Origin of the sequence: Marinoscillum furvescens DSM 4134 (genome assembly GCF_003386095.1) — a bacterium.
GTDB lineage: Bacteria > Bacteroidota > Bacteroidia > Cytophagales > Cyclobacteriaceae > Marinoscillum > Marinoscillum furvescens.
Genome location: NZ_QREG01000004.1, coordinates 157283 through 176396 on the forward strand (window position 1 = coordinate 157283; position 19114 = coordinate 176396).

The 19114-nt window shown below is 45.4% G+C and carries 11 protein-coding genes; 10 read left to right on the forward strand and 1 reads right to left on the reverse strand.

What is annotated here, in order from left to right; translation table 11 throughout:
- The first annotated feature begins 17 nt into the window (after window positions 1-17).
- The 8 genes from C7460_RS06245 to C7460_RS06280 all read left to right on the forward strand — a co-directional run bounded on the left by C7460_RS06245 (window position 18) and on the right by C7460_RS06280 (window position 15700).
- Entirely contained in the window at window positions 18-1244 is a 1227-nt protein-coding gene (locus C7460_RS06245; protein ID WP_115867231.1) for a glycoside hydrolase family 88 protein, read from the forward strand.
- Window positions 1245-1309: 65 nt separating this feature from the next.
- Window positions 1310-2860, forward strand: a complete 1551-nt coding sequence (locus tag C7460_RS06250) for a hypothetical protein (protein WP_115867232.1) — start codon at window positions 1310-1312, stop codon at window positions 2858-2860.
- A gap of 11 nt (window positions 2861-2871) precedes the next feature.
- A complete protein-coding gene (locus C7460_RS06255) occupies window positions 2872-6018 on the forward strand; it encodes a SusC/RagA family TonB-linked outer membrane protein (protein ID WP_115867233.1) in 3147 nt (1048 codons plus the stop codon).
- A 27-nt stretch (window positions 6019-6045) separates the two neighbouring features.
- A complete protein-coding gene (locus tag C7460_RS06260) occupies window positions 6046-7725 on the forward strand; it encodes a RagB/SusD family nutrient uptake outer membrane protein (protein WP_170147909.1) in 1680 nt (559 codons plus the stop codon).
- A gap of 81 nt (window positions 7726-7806) precedes the next feature.
- Window positions 7807-9354 carry a sulfatase family protein gene (locus C7460_RS06265; RefSeq protein ID WP_115867235.1) on the forward strand — a complete coding sequence of 516 codons (1548 nt, stop codon included), beginning with the start codon at window positions 7807-7809 and terminating at the stop codon, window positions 9352-9354.
- Between the two features lies 1 nt (window position 9355).
- Window positions 9356-12433 (forward strand): Ig-like domain-containing protein, encoded by a 3078-nt coding sequence (locus tag C7460_RS06270; RefSeq protein ID WP_115867236.1) that lies wholly within the window; start codon window positions 9356-9358, stop codon window positions 12431-12433.
- A gap of 48 nt (window positions 12434-12481) precedes the next feature.
- The gene (locus C7460_RS06275) at window positions 12482-14050 is read left to right on the forward strand and encodes a DUF4955 domain-containing protein (protein ID WP_115867237.1); all 1569 of its coding nucleotides are present in this window, start codon (window positions 12482-12484) and stop codon (window positions 14048-14050) included.
- Window positions 14051-14275: 225 nt separating this feature from the next.
- On the forward strand, window positions 14276-15700 hold the full coding sequence (locus tag C7460_RS06280) for a T9SS type A sorting domain-containing protein (RefSeq protein ID WP_115867238.1): 1425 nt from the start codon (window positions 14276-14278) through the stop codon (window positions 15698-15700).
- Between the two features lie 54 nt (window positions 15701-15754).
- Here C7460_RS06280 and C7460_RS06285 read toward each other — a convergent pair whose 3' ends face one another.
- Window positions 15755-16639: an NHL repeat-containing protein gene (locus C7460_RS06285; protein WP_115867239.1), complete on the reverse strand. Its 885-nt coding sequence runs from the start codon at window positions 16637-16639 to the stop codon at window positions 15755-15757.
- A 224-nt stretch (window positions 16640-16863) separates the two neighbouring features.
- Between C7460_RS06285 and galK the strand changes: the two genes are divergently transcribed.
- Both galK and C7460_RS06295 read left to right on the forward strand, forming a co-directional pair.
- The gene (gene galK, locus C7460_RS06290) at window positions 16864-18045 is read left to right on the forward strand and encodes a galactokinase (RefSeq protein WP_115867240.1); all 1182 of its coding nucleotides are present in this window, start codon (window positions 16864-16866) and stop codon (window positions 18043-18045) included.
- Entirely contained in the window at window positions 18038-19090 is a 1053-nt protein-coding gene (locus C7460_RS06295) for a UDP-glucose--hexose-1-phosphate uridylyltransferase (RefSeq protein WP_115867241.1), read from the forward strand. Before galK ends, C7460_RS06295 begins: the two co-directional genes overlap by 8 nt.
- Window positions 19091-19114 lie beyond the last annotated feature (24 nt).

The following is a 19114-nucleotide window of genomic DNA, read 5'->3' on the forward strand; positions in this document are numbered from 1 at the left end:
TAATTTTAAGCGAAATAATGGTAAAGCATTTTAATATTTTCTTAGTCGCTTTAGCGCTAACACTTGGTATTTCCAGATGTAAACCACCAAAGGAACAAGTGACCAGACCTGCCCGACTAGACCTGGCAGAGAAAAAGCTGGGTGACCTCCGTGAGCTGGCTGTGGAGCAAAACAAAATTCCAAGAAGTGAAGAACCGAACGGTGAGATCATGTGGGCCACTAAGTACGACCAGCACGGTAAGATGAAATTTGACTGGACTTTAGGTTTTTTCCCAGGTACGTGCTGGTATTTGTACGAGCACACGAATGATATAGCCTGGAAAAAGGCTGCAATTAAATTTCAAGAGCAGATAGAGCCATTCAAAACCAACTTGAATTCTCATGATTTAGGTTTTGTATTTTATTGTTCTTTTGGGAATGGCTATCGAATCACTGGAGAACCGGCCTATAGGCAGGTACTTATAGAGGCAGGAAACTCATTGCTGAGCCGATACAGCCCGACGGTTGGGTGTATTCAGAGTTGGAATGTGGACTCGGGATGGCAAGCCGAGCGGGGATGGAGTTTTCCGGTGATTATAGACAACATGATGAACCTTGAGCTACTGTTTGAGCTCACCGAACTCACCGGTGACAACAAATACCGTGAAGTAGCCATTGCTCACGCAGATCAAACATTAAAGCACCATTTTCGCGAAGACAACAGCTCCTATCATGTAGTGGATTATGATGCGTCATCAGGGCAAGTACGTCACAAGCACACCGCTCAGGGGTTTGCGCATGAAAGTGCATGGGCCAGAGGTCAGGCCTGGGGGCTTTATGGGTACACCGTATGTTTTCGGTATACCAAAGACGAGCGATACCTGAACAGAGCCATTAAGATTGCCGATTTTATGGTAAATCACCCCAATTTGCCGGCCGATGGTGTTCCCTATTGGGATTTTAATGCACCCAACATCCCTGATGAACCAAGAGACGTTTCTGCTGCAGCCATTACAGCTTCAGCTTTGGTAGAACTCAATAGGTATACCGGCCAGAAGTATAAGTCGGAGGTAGACAAAATCCTTAAAAGCTTAAGCAGTGATGCCTATTTGGTAGGAGCGCATGATGAAACCAAATTTTTATTGGACCACTCAGTAGGAAGCATTCCTCACGGTGCAGAAATAGACGAGCCACTTGCCTATGCCGATTACTACTATGTAGAGGCAGTTTTGAGGCAGCAGGATAAACAACACATACTCCAATAATGAAAAGTGAATGAATGGTCTAGGCCAATTAAATCTATTATAACAACCAATAATCTAAGTATGATATGAAACAAATGACACTATTAGCGGTGATTGCTATATGGTTGACTGGATGTATCGAAGACTCTTTTGTGAGCGACAGCCTGTATGAGTCTGATCCTCAGGCTCCTTCCGGGCTTAGTTATGCTCCCATGGTAAATGCAAGGGAGTATTCGGTCATGCTTTCTGCTCCTCCTACGTACAACTCGTATGGAGCAATCCCAACATTCGAGATTTTAAAGGTGAAAGATGGTGATGGAGCGGTCGTTCCAGAGGATACTGTGAGTAAATACTTCACCATTCTCAATTACTCTGTAGATACGGTAGTGGTAGATGATGACGGGTATTTTGTAAACGAAGCAGGTGATACCATTCGCCAATATACAGCCATCAATTCTCAGGATATAGGACGAATCCAAATTGCGTCCAATAACCCATTGAAGGAAGGAACTTACTTCTTTGATATTAAAATGACCACCACTTATAACGATCAGGTTTTTGCAACCACTTTTGAGAATGTATTTGAACTGTACATGGGGCCGAGACTGGCCTCTGGATTGGTGTATGTCCCAGGTGGACAAAACCTCCTGGTAGGGCAGGATGACAAGACTACAGCACCTATGCTTTTCGGAGCAAATCCAGATTATAGGTTTGAGTTAGGGGATCACACAGATAAACTCAGAATAGATGCCGCAACCGGAGAGCTTTCTATGGTGAGTGGCTATGTGCCTACTGAAGAACCGGAAATTGTGTCTCCTACCATCAATGTTATTAGCAACATTACCGACGAGTTGGTGTCGTTTCAAGATGTTATCAACGTTTACTTATCATCAGAACCTGTAGACATTCCCAAACTGACAGTGGATGTCTTTTATCCCACCATGGAAGCAGAAAATACCGTGTATGGATACAGGATTCATACCGTATTGGAAGGAGATCCAGATATTTTTTGGAACAATTCAAATGCGGATGCTATTGCGGGGGAGTATCGGCCAGATGAAAACTCCAACCAACGAAAGCTGGTCATTAATTTGGTGAAGCCATCTACCGCTGCTCAGGTGCCACATGAGTCGTGGTGCATTATGAACTCTCAAGATCTGAGTGCATACCAGTTTGGCTATGATGTAGAAGCTACCTTTTATACCAAGAACAGATTTGTAGAATACTTGTCTACTGACGGTACATCTCCATCTTTATTCAAAATGTACATTTCTTCAAATTATACAGGCGATTTTGAAGCCGCAGAATGGACTGAAATTACAGACGAGCTGGTATCTAATATCGAATCAGGAGGGGCTTTTGTAGAAGAAAATGAATTTGAAGGATTTCCGTATCCGGGTGATCAGGGAGCATATGGTTTCGATGATCCCGATGGGCTGAAAGATGCATCCAAAAACGGTGACAATAAATATACCAGGAGTGTGTTTGACTTATCGCCGTACGCTGGGATGAGCAATGTCACGATTGCTTTTAGAGTCCATACCACCTTTGAAGGTACAATAGCCAGAGCTGGAAACTCCAATAGGTCTGGCCAGTACTGGTTATCTGACTTCCACATAAAAGCTTACGAACAATAAAGACTTATCTAATGAAAAAATATATATTCTTTGTTTTGGTGTGCTGTGGCCTCTCTCTGGTCACAATGGCACAGGTAAAGATATCCGGTACTGTTACCGACGGGGAAACCGGAGAGACCATTCCAGGAGCTACGGTGACTGTGCCAGGTACTACCAAGGGCACGGTGACGGATCTGGACGGTAGGTTTACATTGCCCAACATCGGTGCAAATGAGACTATAGCAGTAAGTTTTATCGGTTATGAAACGCAAAAAATAGCCATCAATGGCCGATCTGAAATTGACGTGCAGTTGTCTGTAGATGTACAGAGCCTGGATGAGGTAGTAGTCGTAGGGTACGGTACCCAGCTGAAAAGAGATCTGACCGGTGCCGTAGGTACTGTGGATGCAGAAGATCTGGCAAAAGCACCCACTCCCAACTTTGATAAGGCATTAGCTGGACGTATTGCCGGTGTTCAAGTAACCTCAGCGGATGGTACGCCAGGTGCCAATGCCAATATTGTAATTCGTGGAGGGAATTCGATTACTGGAGACAATTCGCCACTTTTTGTAGTGGATGGTGTCCCTCTACAGGATTTTGACCCTGCATCACTCAATACCAATGACATTAAGTCATTTGATGTGCTAAAGGATGCTTCTGCTACTGCAATCTATGGATCCAGAGGTGCCAATGGCGTTATTCTGATTACCACCAAAAGTGGACGGTCTGACGGGAAAACCGATGTGAGTTTTAGCTACAATCAGGGGGTACAGTATGCACCCAAGCGACTGGAGGTAATGAATGGGTACCAGTATGTTTCCTATTTGGAGCAAATAGCACTGATTCAGGATAATTATAGTCCGGGTGTAGAAACCAAACAATTTTTGGAGACCTGGGTAGATCCCGAGCTATACCGTAATGCTGAAAGCACTAGTTGGCAGGACGAAATACTCCGGCAGTCATCTTTTAACAACTACTCACTGTCTGTGAGTGGTGGTACAGAGCAAACAAGACTTTACTACAGTGGGCAGTATCTCGATCAGGAAGGAACTGTGATCAATACAGGGTTCAATAAAGTAGTGAACAATCTACGGGTGAATCACAAGGTGGGAAGCCGGCTAAAGCTGGATGCAAACCTTGTGCATAGTTTGTCAAACCGCCTCGGAGTAGATGTAAACGGAAACGGCTTTAGTGGAATGATCATACGTGATGCTGTTAGGTTTCGCCCGGTAGAACCTATCAATGATGATGGGCTGGACGGTTTTGACCCTGATGAAGAAGCAGGTAGAAGGCTGTATGATCCTGTGGATAACCTTAACAATACCGAAAGAAAAGACAGACGAGAGCTCTTTCGTGGTACATTGAATGCTAACCTGAAAATACTGGAAGGTTTGGCACTGGACGTTACTGGTAGCTATCAGTCACAGAACAGAAACAATTCCATTTTTTATGGCGCAGAGACCTATGAAGGAGAACGAGGCATCAACGGTATAAGCGGTAGAATAACGAACCAGCGACTGGAGGTAATTACAGGGTCCAGTGTGCTGAAATACAATAAAAAAATCGCATCTGATCAGCGTTTTGGAGTGCTCGCTGGAGTGGAGGCTCAGTCTCGCTCGTTGGAGTCATCAGAGCTCGCCAGTACTCAGCTCCCTACTGATGTGTTTGGTATTCATAATCTGGGGCTAGGACTGATTGCTCCTATTCCTTCTTCCAACTTTACACAAAGTACGCTATTGTCTTATTTCGGACGGGCAAACTACACGCTCAAAGACAGGTACATGGCTACTGTAAACTTTCGTGCCGATGGGTCGTCAAAGTTTAGAGAAGAAAACAGGTGGGGCTATTTCCCTTCTTTTTCTGTAGCGTGGATTGTCTCTGAGGAGCCATTTTTCGGTAGCTCAGACCTGGTCTCCAATGTGAAGTTACGTGCGGGGTGGGGTAAAACAGGAAACAACCGTATCGGAGATTTTGATGCCTTTACTACTCTGTCTTCTACCAACAACTCAGGCTACATTTGGGGTGCTGGTGAAGCTTATCAGGTGGGAGCGATCATAAACAACCTTGGAGTTCCTGATCTGAAATGGGAGACTACCAGTCAGTACAACCTCGGCCTTGATTATGGTTTGTTTAAAGAAAGAATACAAGGAGAAGTGGATTTGTACTTGAAAAGGACCACTGACCTGCTGCTAAATGCGGATATGGCTTCCAGTACCGGATTTACCAGAGTACAGCAAAATGTAGGAGAGGTGGAAAACAAGGGGCTGGAAATAGCGCTACGATCTTTCAATGTCACCAAAAACAACTTTGATTGGACCACAAGCTTCAATATTGCCTTTAACCGCAACAAGGTGATCAATCTAAACCAGGGACAGGAGGCCATCTATACGGATCCTGCGCGAATAAACCTGGGAGAGTTTCAGTACATCACGCAAGTAGGCCAGCCAGTAGGCCAAATTTATGGACTGCAATACGATGGCCTTTACCAGTTGGATGATTTCGTATATGACAACACTAGCGGTACTTATCAGCTCAAGGAAGGTGTGCCTGATAATGGCGGCAATCCTGCTCCCGGTAGTGTGAAATTTGTAGATGTAGATGGTGATGGTACCATCACGGAGGCCGACAGAGGTGTAATCGGAAATACCCAGCCCAAATTCATAGGGGGACTCACCAATGATTTTAGGTATAAAGGGTTTGATCTTCAGGTCTTTTTCCAATGGTCTTATGGTTCGGATGTCCTCAACCTCAATAGAGTAGAATTTGAATCTCCAATGGGATCGGCTCAAAATGGGTTTGTAGCGCTGATGGATCAGTGGACACCTGATAATACTGACACAGATATTCATGCCTTGAAATACCAGCAAGTATTTGGACGGCCAGTTAACGGCACCCGGATCAGTGATCTTTACGTAGAGGATGGTTCGTTTTTACGACTCAAGACCGTGTCATTCGGATACCGTTTGCCAGAAAACGTATTGTCGAAGGTTTTTGTGAAGTCATGCAGGGTGTTTGTTTCGGCCCAAAACATCTTCACATGGACCAACTACTCTGGGTATGATCCTGAAGTTTCCATTCCGCCAAGAGGCGGTGTGTCCGCTGCTCTGGCTCCAAACCTCGACTTTTCTGCATATCCGCAGAGTGTTACTATCACCGGAGGGGTCAACATTACCTTCTAATTTTCCACAAGATAAATGAAGATTCAAATGAAAAATACGCTAACAATCAGGCTGCTTTCCATTGTACTCATCGCTTTGGGTACAAGCTGCGGCGATATTCTGGATGTAAAACCGGAATCCGTATGGGAATCAGATAGTTTTTATTCCAATCCACAGGAAGCTGAAATTGCTTTAGCAGGTATATATGGTGTAATTGCCAGTGATTTCGGATATGGTCGTGACCTCACTATCTCGCTAGAGGCAGGTACAGATGAGATGTACTATAACCGTAGCGCCAACGAAAACTGGGGCTATGCAGTCTATAGAAATACTCCGTCTGATGATGAGACCTCCAATCTTTGGACCAACATGTATGAAGCCATCAACCTTTCCAATCTATTTTTGGAAAGCATTAGCCCTTCGAGTTTCGAAACTGAGGAGGCCTTCAATGCGCTGGTGGCTGAAGCCAGGTTTCTCCGGGCGCTATGCTACTTTAACCTTGCCAACTACTGGGAGGAAGTGCCCCTGAGGCTTACTTCATCCAAAGGACAAGATGATAACCATGCTCCCGCGGCTTCTTTGACAGACATATATGCGGCGATTGTGGATGACTTAACGTATGCCACTGAGCACCTTCCGCATCCTGCTGACAATTCGTTTGTATCAGGCAGAGCGCATAGATTCGCGGCGCATGGGCTTTTAGCCAGGGTATACCTGAAAATGTCCGGTTACCCGCTGAACGAGAATCATTACCAAAAGGTAATGGACCACTGTGAGGTCATCATTAGTGATGGGTACCATCAGCTGACGAGCAATGCTGATACCACCGGATATCGTCAGGTATTTTACGACCTGATAGGAGGTAATTATAACACCACCGAAGTGTTGTTCGAAATCGCCTTTCAGAACCTGAGAGATCAGGGCTTGCTGGATGTAGATGGACGTCATGGTAACCTCAATGGGATCAATTTTGGCAGTAGCAATACGCTCGGTGACCCCAATGGATATGCGATGGCCGGAGTATACCCTTCGCTGGCCAATTTGTTTGATAAAGCGAATGACAAACGCTACCAGTGGAACATCGCATCGTATAAGCGAACTGGTGCCGGAGATATCATCCGAGTGGCCAGCGAGTTAAGTATACGGGATTTTTGCCCGGCAAAGTTTAGAAGATGGGAGCCTTTAAACTATGCTGACCTTGATGTGGAAGGTGAAAATGAATCTTATGTAGCTCTGGAAAGCAGCCCTAGTCAGCTGTATAGAAATTTTACTACGATCAATTTCCCTGTGCTCAGGTATTCTGATGTATTGCTAATGTATGCAGAGGCTGCTAACGAGGTTTCGGGTGGGCCTACTTCTTTGGCTTTAGAGTACCTAAATGAAGTGCGCAATCGGGCAGGTCTCGAAAACATCGAAGCGGCTAGCCCTGTAGTGGCTGCAGATCAGCAGTTGTTTTTTGAAGAGTTGGTAGATGAGCGTGCGCGTGAGTTATGCTTTGAGGGTATCAGAAGGTTTGACCTGGTGAGATGGGAATTGTTAGGCGATAAACTTGCCGAGGCTAAAACGGTGGTTGAAGGCCATCCGGACTTTTCATCCTCAAATCAGGATCATCTGTCCATCATACGGCCAGCTAATAACTTTGATCCATCTAAACACCTTTCACTTCCATACCCACTGGTAGAGGTGACCATCAATCAGTCATTGAATCAGAAGGAGTCGTACCAATAGCGTTTTAATTATTTCTTATTCGTAGATCAGGTAGGTGCTTATTCGAGCACCTGCCATTTTTTGAAAAGGGTTCCATTTACTATGAAAGCAGACAAACCACTATTTTTTCTAAGTCTTTTCCTAATCACATTGTTACAGGGATGCAACGTAAGCAAAACTGGAGGAAGCAGTACCGATGCCCGACCCAACGTGATTTTTATCTTTCCTGACCAATACCGAAATGCCAGCCTTGGAATCTGGTCCAAACCTGAATATGAAGGCAAAATACAGGGAAAAGGGGATCCGGTAGTTACGCCGGCATTGGATGAATTTGCCTCAGAAGCTGTCGTTTTTAGTCAGGCGCTAAGCAATTTTCCACTTTGTAGTCCATACAGAGCCATGCTTATATCTGGTATGTATCCTAACAACAACGGAGTAGAGGCTAACTGCCGAAAGGACCGAAAGGCTTCACTCAAGTCTGACATAGAAGGTGTGACGGATGTTTTTGCCAATAATGGATATGACGTATCCTATTTTGGAAAAGTGCACTGGCTTAAGAACGATCCGCTTTTTGATGAACACGGAACTTACGTAGGTTCCACGTTGCCTCCAGGAGGTCATTATATCAACGATTATGATACCTATGTGCCACCAGGACCAGATAGACATGGAATCGACTATATGTATCAGGTGATCAAGGATGTTCATTTTGATCCTTATGTGTATTCATCTGACCCAAAACTAATAGATGGTAAGTCTGATGGAGAACAGCACATGCCTGGTAGGTTCAATGCAGAAATAGAGTCAGAAGCCATTATCAAATACCTGGAAGTGACGCATAAACAGCGTGATCCTGAGAAGCCATTTTTCATGATGTGGTCTCTAAACCCCCCTCATAACCCCTGGACCGAAGAAAGCACCAAAATGGAATACTTTGACCAGTACACTGAAAATGGCACACCTAATCTCGACAAGCTTCTTACTCACGAAAATGCCGACCATGAAGTAGGGCATTACGCTCCTTATTATTTTGCCAATGTATCGGCCGTAGACTACTACATCGGGCGAGTTTTGGACAAGCTGGAAGAGTTGGATCTGGATGATAATACAATTATTGTATTCTCGTCTGATCATGGAGAAATGCTAGGTAGTCATGGCAAGCAGGGGAAAAACTATCCCGAAATGGAGTCGCTAAACATCCCGTTTATGATCAAATGGGGAGACCGGCTCAAACACAGAGTGGAGGACAGAATCGTGAGTGTGCCAGACGTAATGCCTACTCTGCTAGGGCTTGCCGGACTGGAAAATAAAATACCTGAGAGTGTACAGGGCGAAGACTTTTCGGATTTGGTCGTCAGTGCTCAAGAAACAAATCCTAAGCCAGAAGCAGCGCTGATCATGAGCTATAAGTACAGAGGTGTATTTACTGGGAGGTATACTTTTGTAGTGGAAGAAAAGGGAGGCAAAGCCAAGAATGTATTTTGCTATGACAATGAAAAGGACCCTTATCAACTCGAACGAATCGCGCCAGAACAGCTGGACAAAGAGCTTCTAAAAGATCTCAAGACAAAGCTTGCGGACCTGTTAGTGACCACCAACGATTCCTGGGTAGAGCGAGGTATAGCTAAAGAATACCTAAACTATAACTAGCATGAGTAGTGGCTATAGCGAATGTCTAAAGTCCGTTCTGGTATTAGCATGTTGTATGCTGCACTTCTCTGCTGTTTTCGCTCAGATGCAGGCTGGTGACCCTGGGGTTGTGCCTGATTACGCTGTGATAAATGCCAATAAGACTGCTTTTCCACAGATGGAAAGGTGGGCAAAAGCAGGTGTAAGGGGTGGAATTCCCTTTCCAGAGACATTTGATGTGGTCAGGAGTATGGAGCCGGGTACCAGTTCGGATATCAACAATAAAATCAAAGAAGTGTCGGGGCTCTTGAAGGAAGGGGAGCTCGGGCTGGTAGTGCTAAGAAATGGTGAATATGACATTCGAGAAGAAGTGACCATGCGGTCGAACGTCTCCCTCATAGGCGAAAGTAGGTCCGGTACTGTGTGCACCATCGATTTTAAAAATGGCTTTGGGTTTCACTTCTCTGGAGTACACAGGTCAGGCATTTATCGGATGACCATCCAGGGGGGGTGGGGCACGCCACGATACGATTGGAACTATAGCCTTTCAGAAAATGACGAAATGCCCGACAATGAGAATGTTGCAGTGAAATTTAAAGGGTCTGTAGATTGCTGGCTGGATGAGGTGAACATCTACAATAGTGGCAAAGATCCTATGCGCTGCGCTGCAGCACATACGACATTTCGAAACTTAAAAGTAAAGGGCGCACACCGCAAGGCTGGAGGTGCTCAGGGGTATTTTTTTATCCAGGGACCTGACAATCTCATCACAGGCTGTGAGATGACACACCTCAGACATATCTCATTGCAAGGCGCAGAGGTGGAGTACAATGTGGTCTATGACAATAACTTCCACCAGGAGGTCAGTTTTCACTCTGGTGACAATGGCAATAACCTGATAGAAGGTAATCGCATCACACTTCCGGCAGATATGCCACCCGTGGAGGCCGGAGGGCCATACCCGGAAGTCAATACCAATGCTCCCAACTATTTTGCCATTATGGGCCCCTGGTCTTCTCAGCACGAAGTATCGCATCACCCCAACTATCTTTTTGCTAATCAATGCCTCCAACTCAACCATAACTTTGGGTCGAATACGCCATGGTCTGACCCATCGGTGGTCTATTCAGGGCCTGTCAGGATTGGTAAAACTCCCGAAGACCATATCAGCAATTTCCCTGTGCTTTCGGAGGTTCCGCCTAAAGGTAATACCCTCTATGCCGTTTCAGGTGCTAACCCTACCGTAATAAGTCATCTGGCGAGAAGCCCGCGGTTGCAGTTTATCAAGCCGATCACTTCTCAGCTGCTTTATGGTAGTCCAGTTCTGATCCAGCTTCAGGCCTATGATGAATATTTGATCAATGAAGTACACCTTTACCTGGACTCACAGTTGGTGGGTGTAAAATCCCACCCTCCATACGTCTGGAATAATGAAGGAGCATTAGCCACACTCGACCTGGGGCAGCATGAACTTGTGGCTGTGGCTGAAGATGATGAAGGGCTTAAAACCACCCGCGTATTGAATATCGAGGTGGTTGACCCTGTGGTGCTTCCCGATAGTTATACTGAGACCTTTACGAACATGGAGTTGAGTGGGTGGGGTGAATCGTCATTCGTGGGAGATGATGGATGGGTTTGGTCAGTAAATGCGAAGGGAGTGAACGGAGACTTAGATGGTAAAGGCGTCTACTTTCAAAAACAACAGACCGGTATCAGGTCTGGAACACTTTTAGGTGGGCTAAAGGATTTGTCGTTTGAGTGCATCAATAAGTTTGATGACAGTGAGCGAATTATAGAAGTTTATGTAAATGAACAGCTGGTACACTCCCATCGTCAATCTGGTTATGACAAATACCAGGTGAAGGTGTCTGATCTTCAAATAATGGGGGAGTTTGTCATAGAAATACGCAATGCCAGTGTGGATGAAGGGGATGTAGCTAAAACAGTTTCATTTGATAACATTAGCTGGACTACTTTAGGTCAGCAGTTAGACGCTCCACCTGTTTTGACTTTTAAAAACTTGTACGACTCGTTCAATTTTCGCGAAGGAGAATCAGTAGAAGTACACGCTACCGCGATAGATGATAAAAAAATTGATTCAGTAGAACTATACATAGATGACAAATGGGTAGCTACTGCTACGCATCCTCCATATGAATGGGGAGAGGAGTTAAGTGCTTTGCGATTGCTTTCTTCAGGGGCTCACGATATCAAGATTACCGCCTATGATAACAGTCAGCAGCAGTCCTCTCACCAGGTTCGAATTTTGCGTAATGCAAATGATGCTCCGCTGATCAGTGTAACGGAACCGGTAAGTGGTAGTCGGCTATATGAGCTGACGGGTTTGGGTGCGTATATTTCGGATGATGGTGACCTCAAAAGTGTCAGCCTTTACCTAAATGACCAACTCTTGGACTACCAACAGGAAGAACCATTTGGGTGGGAGCATGCAGATACCATCAGTGCCCTGATTGGGTTGCAGGGTGCCCAGATTCTGAAAATCGTAGCAGAGGATACGGAAGGCGCTACTTCACAACGCATCATTCATGTACTCATGAATGATGCGCCCAACATATCTATCACAAATCCTACATCCAGTACATACCAGTTAGGAGAGGAGATTCCTCTGGAGATTGTTATTTCTGATGATTTTGGTGAAATGGAAAAAGCTACATTATACCTCAATGGTGAAACCCTCGATACTAAAAGCGATTCACCTTTCAGCTGGTCACACGATACGTCTTTTCCAGCGCTCCATGCGATGAGTATAGGAGCGCATACGCTTAAAGTCCAGGCAATAGATCAAAGCGGCCTTTTAGCGGAAGATTCTGTTATTTTTTCGGTGATCCAGGCGCTTGGAAGTCAAAGTAAACAAGAGCGTGCATTGATCTATCCTAATCCTACTAACCAGAAGGTTTTGGTGCTCACGGAGGTACCCCATACTGTGGCGGTATATGATGTGGCGGGTACTTTGGTGTATCAGTCTGTACATAAGGCCAGAGAAAGCCAGATAGATTTATCTGGAGTAAGCGCAGGAAGCTATCTCCTAAAGGTCAATGAGCCCACACAGGTGAAAAGCTACCTGCTGATCAGAAAGTAAGACGTGAATAAAACTAGACGAAAGTAGAACACTAAAAATATTAATATCATGAGTAAAATAGTTTGTTTCCTGGTTTGGGTAAGTGTGCTGAGTGTTTCCTGTAGCTCGCATTCTGGCGCACAAAATGATCAGGGAGATAAAGCCAGGGGCATTCACGTAGATGGCTTGCCAGATTTTTCTTACGCAGGCTATGACTTTGGACAGGGGGAGTTGCCAGAGGGTAATGGGCTGCAGGTTTTTCGTGTAGAAGACTTTGGAGCCATAGCCAATGATGCCAATTCTGATTTTAAAGCGATCCAGTCGGCAATAGATGCAGCAGAGGCTAATGGCGGGATTGTTTTGTTTGGGCCCGGCAGGTATTTGCTAAACGAACAAAAAGGAAACCAGCAGGGACTAATTATTGAAGCTGACAATGTTATTTTAAGAGGAGCAGGAGATGGTCCTGAAGGAACCGAGCTGTTCATGTCGTGGCAGCTAGAGCCTGCAGACCCTTCCAAAATGTACAGCACTCCAGCCATGATTCAGTTTAGAGCATCTTCCAAGAAACAAGATGCAGGTAGTTTGGCAAAAGATGTAGCGCGGGGGCAGGATCATTTGGAATTTGTCGGAGAGCCGAAAGTGAAAGCTGGGGATTTTATTACAATATCGGCAGTGGGGACCTTTCTCAATGAGCAGCTCTTAGAAGGCAAGAAAACCAGGCCTATTTGGAGTCGCATCAACGAACGAGGGGCCGCAGTGGATGAAATTCATCAGGTGAAAGCAGTGGATGGAAATAGGGTTGTTTTGCATGCGCCTGTTACTTTGGCTATTTCCGCTAGCGATCCATGGGAGATAAAAAAGATTCAGCTGCTACAAAAATGTGGAGTTGAGCAATTGCATTTCATTGGAAACTTTCATGAAGGTTTTGAACACCATAAAAATGCACTGCATGACTCAGGGTTTACCGGAATCGCTATGGTTCGTACCTTCAACTCCTGGATCAGGCATGTATCCTTTAGTGATGTCAGTGCTGCAGCAAGCTTCAGCTCATCTTTATGTGGTACGTTTTTACATTGTAAAGTAAAAGGCAATGGTGGACATTCTAGTTTTGGGTTTCACGCCAGTACGCGTTCACTGATGGCATACTGTGAAGATCAGGCCAATGCCTGGCATGGCCCTAATGCTTCTCACCGCTCTGTGGGTAGTGTAATTTATAAATTTGAAGGAATCAATCGTGGTATCGATCTGCACGGTGATTTTCCAAGAAATACACTTTTTGACCAATGCGTAATGGCTGGGTTCGATGGTGATAGTGTGGGTAGGGCCAGTCATGGTGCGAGCTTTCGCAATTTGCCCAACCACATGGGCGGGTTGGTGCTATGGAATTTTGAGCAAACCGCAAGACCCAGACCTGGATTCGATTTTTGGGATTTGTATGAAGACAAACCAGATGAGCTCTATGGTCCACTAACAGCTGTAAACCCGGTGATAGTAGGCTACAAAGGGGAAGGAACCAGTTTTGTGAAAGAAAGCGTAGGCAAGGTAGAGTCCTGGGGAAAACATGTGGCTCCTGCTTCCTTGTTCCTATACCAAAAACAGCAAAATGGAATGAAAATTCCTACTTATCTGAAGAATTAAGAAACTTCATTCAGTTGATGTCAGTCGATTAGCCGTTTCATGAAGTACATGAGCGGCTTTTTGCATTTGTAGCGTGAGTGAAGTTGAGGCAACGTAAATGAGGGCTCTCAAGCTATTGTTTAGGTACGATATTGACAGTTTTCTGTACAATCAGTCAAAGGAAAATGGTGTATTGATAGTTCATTGCTTGAATTATTTATCCATTCAAATCAAACTATTAAGCACATGAACCACGTACAAAAACTACCTAAACTGCTGGTTGGAATTGTTTTCTATTTTCTCACTATTAACCTGTCTGCTCAATTGTCCAACATACCTTCTGCCAAAATTGACAGATGGAATGACGCAGGAGTTGCTGGTGGCATACCGTCACTCCCAGGGTCGTTTACCTCAGGTAACTCTGTCACCGTTACCACGAAGACCAATGCGGGGATACAGGCAGCTATAGATGCTGCAGCCTCTCAGGGTAAAAGCTGGGTGTATCTGCCAGATGGATGGTACAATCTCACAGGACAGGTAAACATGACGTCAGGCGTTTCCCTTGTTGGGCAAAGTAAGTCCGGCGTAAAAGTGCTGATTAAATTCAATACCGGTAATGCCTTTTCTATGTACAAAGACAGTAATTGCGGTATCTACCGTATGACCATTAGTGGTCGGTTTCCTGTAGGTGACGGCACATACTACGTTACACCTACCAACAAATGGGGCTGTAGCACTTGTAACGAGCTGCCAGCAGTTACAAATATCAGTATTCAAATCAACGAATCGAATAATTGCTGGGTAGACAATGTGGCTATTAATAATAGCGGACGACACCCCATTAATATTTCTAATGATTCTCACCATATCACTATAAGAAATACTGATATCAAAGGAGCATTCAATAAAGGAGGGGGAGCTAATGGGTACTTTTTTATCCAGGGAAGAGACAATCTAATTACTGAGTGTACGGTCACACAAATCAGACATATTTCTTTGCAGGGACCTTCATCACAATACAATGTCGTATACGACAATGTCTTCCAGCAGGAGGTGAGTTTTCATGCCGAAGACGCTGGTAATAATTTGATAGAAAATAATACTATTACGCTACCTGCAGATATGCCTACAGGATACTATGCCATAATGGGGACCTGGTCTACTCAGCACAACATGTCATTGGCAGATAATTACATTTATAACAACACATGCGTGGAAAACAATCACGGTGGCGCAGTGCTATACCCCGGGCAAGATGGTGCAGGAGCGGTAGTATATGCCGGGCCGATAGATGGAAAAAAGGAAGCAGTGGCTGCTGGGCGTACTTATGACCATACGGCCAACTTTGAGGCGGAATACAACGGCCCATCAGGTGGGGCTATCTACGGTGGTAGTGGCAGTAGGAAAGCTGTAGCCCAAAAAAAGGAATTGACGATGGAGGTATATCCCAATCCGGCAGGTGATCGACTCATGCTATCTGGATGCTGCATCAGTAAGGACCAGATTAAACTATTTAGGACGGATGGGCGTCAGGTTCTGGATATACGTGTTTACCTGGAAAAAGACATGTCATTCATAGATATTGGCCATCTGAAAAACGGAGTATATTTGGTAGAGGTAAAACGAGCTAGTGGTTCTTCTGAGGTTTTAAAATTCATTAAATCTAGATAATCACTTAAGCCTATTCATTGATCCGATCAATGAATAGGCTTGTTTTTTCTCACCCTAAAACTCCACCCGATAGGCCATCACCCGGTTGTGGAAAAAGGTGGGCACCAGCAGCAGGTTTTGTTCTGATATGTAATCGATATCCGCAGCATTGATAGACTGCTCTCGAGTATCTAGAAGTAACGTGCTTTTGCCGGTTTTACCTTCTATATAAAAGAGCTGGCCACCCCACGCACTGGTGATGAAGTCATTGTTTGGTAGCTGTACGATACCGTCGCCCTGCGTGATGCCAGTGGCTACCGTAGAGGTAGTGCCAGCATCCAGGTCTAGCAGACCAAATGCCCCTCCCTTAAAATCCAGAAAATACATGCCGTTATCGGTAGCCAATAGTCCGTTTAGACGCTGTACGGAATCCAGACCATGAGTAGCTACAATCTCCCCATTCTGAAGTACGTGGATACTGTTGGAGTTAGATCCGGAGGCATACACCGTTCCATCTTTTCCTATAGTCAGGTCGTTGAGTTGAGGGTTGTCAGGGAGGGTGTAGGTGTTGGAGATAGAGCCCGTGGCCAGGTCTATCTCCACAATATCATCTATGTCGTTTACATAAAGTTTACCATCATGGATGCCCATGCCTTTCGGTGCATGGAGCCCTACAGCCCATTTGATCGACAGGATGTTTCCATTCGTGTCGAGTTTGGAAATGAAGCCATTTCCATCTTTCTCCCACGGGCCTTGATTGATATTGGCTACGTAGATGGTGGCGGATTCTCCGTGGTACAATGCCGACTCGCAGGTCGTGAGCAGTGTGTCACTCTCCCAAACTAGCGAGAGCTGAGGTGTCAGGGTTTCTTCTTCGGTGTTTTCGCTGGACTGTTGCTTGCTCTGGCAAGCCACCAAAACCAGCAGTGCGAGTGTTGTAATGTGGTTGATGTATTTCATGCATATGAAGGTAAAACGAATAGTTTGGACTTTCAATACCTCGCTTACTTAGCAGAGAATAATGCAATGAAAAGCGGGTGTAGAAATACGAAAGAAGTAGGGGAGCTGTTCTTGCACTGAAAACATTTTTTGGGCGATATTTTTCTTTTTTGATAATAAGCGTTTAATTTACGTTTATAAACATGACTAGTTTTAGGTTTACTGGTCTTTAAGAAGAATAGAAGATGAACGAAGAACTAATCAAGGCTGTAACCAGCGCATATGAAGCCAACTTCGGAGGGCAACCCTTGCTCGTACGTGCTCCCGGCCGTATCAACCTGATCGGCGAGCATACCGACTATAATAACGGCTTTGTGCTACCTGCGGCAGTGGCCCATGCGACCTATTTTGCTATCGGTAAGTCCGAAGATGCTGGCACCTGCAAGTTTATATCACTGGATATGGACCAGCAATATGAGGTAGCTCTTGCTGATATCAAGCCTTTAGAGCAGGGCGCCTGGCAAAACTACGTAATGGGGGTAGTCTCAGAGCTTCAAAAGCGAGACAAGACAGTTGAGGGATTTAATCTGGTCTTCAGTGGTGATGTGCCACGTGGGTCAGGAATGTCGTCATCAGCTGCACTAGAGTGTGGAGTGTGTTTCGGGCTCAATGAGCTCTTTGGGTTTGGGTTGGAGCGTGTAGCAATGGCTCAGATTTCTCAAAAGGCGGAACACAACTATGCCGGTGTGATGTGTGGCATCATGGATCAGTTTGCCAGTCTCATGGGCAAGCAGGATGAGGCACTACTGCTCGACTGTGAGAGCCTTGAATTCCGTCATTTTCCCATCGTTCTGGAGGACTATACATTGGTGCTCTGCAATTCCAATGTGAGCCATAGCCTGGCTAGCTCAGAGTATAATGTGCGCAGACAGCAATGTGAAGAAGGCGTATCTATTATCAATGAGAAACTCGCTAGAGTAGACAGTCTGAGGGATGTCACTTTGGAGCAGCTCGATGCCTGCAAAGAGGAGATGAGCGAAGTGGTTTTTCGTAGATGCAAGTACATATTAGAAGAAAATAAGCGCGTGGAAACCATGACCAAAGCCATGGAAAACGGCGACCTGGAAGCCATAGGTGGAATCCTGAAGCGTGCTCAGCAAGGAATGCGCGACGAGTACGAGATTTCGTGTCCAGAGATAGATTTTATGGCCGACTTTGCCAACAGCCGTGAAGACGTGCTGGGTGCCCGCATGATGGGAGGAGGATTTGGTGGCTGTACCATCAACCTGGTGAAAGCCGAGAGTGAAGAAGCATTCATTGCCGATCTCAATGCAGCATATCAGCAAAAATTTGATAAATCGATCACGCCAATCTCTGTAAAAATCTCAGATGGTGTGCAGCTCATAAACCAAGTACAACATGCCTAGTACCAACTTCGAAAAGCCGCATAAGCGATACAACATCCTTACAGATGAGTGGGTGCTGGTATCGCCTCACCGTACCAAGCGTCCGTGGCAGGGAAAAGTGGAAGATGTAGATGAAGAGCAGCGACCACAGTATGATCCCAAATGTTACTTGTGTCCGGGAAATGAACGCATGGGAGGAGCTGTGAATCCACAGTATAAGGATACGTTTGTCTTTCAAAATGACTTTGCCGCACTGATGGAAGACCAGGGTACTGCAGAGGTGTCCGAAGGACTCCTTAGAGTACAGGAAGAGCGCGGTACTGCACGAGTGATCTGTTTTTCGCCAGACCATTCGCTTACTATGCCAGAGATGAGTGTAGATGCACTTGCTCAGGTAGTGAAAGTGTGGAAGCGGGAGTTTGCAGACCTGGCCAAAGACCCACAGATCAGCAATGTCCAGATTTTTGAAAACAAAGGACCTATCATGGGGTGTAGCAACCCACACCCTCACGGGCAGATTTGGGCGCAGAGCAGCGTGCCCAATGAAATAGCCAAACGTACAGCTACGCAGGTGAAACATTTTGCCGAAACGGGCAAATCTCTTTTAGGAGAATACCTTTTCCAGGAATTGGAAGCGGGAGAGCGCATCGTGTGTGAAAATGACTACTTCGTTTGTCTGGTGCCATTTTGGGCTGTATGGCCTTACGAGACCATGATCGTTCCTCGCAGGCATTTTCAGGCCGTGACAGACATGACCGAGCAGGAAGAACTCGCTTTCGCAGAGATACTGTCAAAAATCACTATTCGCTACGACAATTTATTCAAGTGTTCCTTTCCGTATTCGGCAGGCATGCAGCAGCGCCCTACCGATGATCAAGATTACAGCGGATGGCACTTTCATTATTCCTTTTACCCTCCACTGTTGCGTTCGGCTACAGTGAAGAAATTCATGGTTGGCTATGAAATGTTTGCCAATCCTCAGCGAGACATTACCGCAGAAATGGCTGCCAAAACGCTTCGTGAGCTTCCTGAAGTGCATTACAAGCAAGCCATGCATGCAGGATAGACAAGAGTTAGTTTGTTAGTGGTA

Excerpts from the sequence above, each read along its gene's own strand:
- C7460_RS06280 (WP_115867238.1), top strand. The coding sequence starts at position 14,276 with ATGAACCACGTACAAAAACTACCTAAACTGCTGGTTGGAATTGTTTTC.
- C7460_RS06285 (WP_115867239.1), bottom strand. The coding sequence starts at position 16,639 with ATGAAATACATCAACCACATTACAACACTCGCACTGCTGGTTTTGGTG.
- C7460_RS06260 (WP_170147909.1), top strand. The coding sequence starts at position 6,046 with ATGAAAAATACGCTAACAATCAGGCTGCTTTCCATTGTACTCATCGCT.
- C7460_RS06265 (WP_115867235.1), top strand. The coding sequence starts at position 7,807 with ATGAAAGCAGACAAACCACTATTTTTTCTAAGTCTTTTCCTAATCACA.
- C7460_RS06295 (WP_115867241.1), top strand. The coding sequence starts at position 18,038 with ATGCCTAGTACCAACTTCGAAAAGCCGCATAAGCGATACAACATCCTT.
- galK (WP_115867240.1), top strand. The coding sequence starts at position 16,864 with ATGAACGAAGAACTAATCAAGGCTGTAACCAGCGCATATGAAGCCAAC.
- C7460_RS06255 (WP_115867233.1), top strand. The coding sequence starts at position 2,872 with ATGAAAAAATATATATTCTTTGTTTTGGTGTGCTGTGGCCTCTCTCTG.
- C7460_RS06275 (WP_115867237.1), top strand. The coding sequence starts at position 12,482 with ATGAGTAAAATAGTTTGTTTCCTGGTTTGGGTAAGTGTGCTGAGTGTT.
- C7460_RS06250 (WP_115867232.1), top strand. The coding sequence starts at position 1,310 with ATGAAACAAATGACACTATTAGCGGTGATTGCTATATGGTTGACTGGA.
- C7460_RS06270 (WP_115867236.1), top strand. The coding sequence starts at position 9,356 with ATGAGTAGTGGCTATAGCGAATGTCTAAAGTCCGTTCTGGTATTAGCA.
- C7460_RS06245 (WP_115867231.1), top strand. The coding sequence starts at position 18 with ATGGTAAAGCATTTTAATATTTTCTTAGTCGCTTTAGCGCTAACACTT.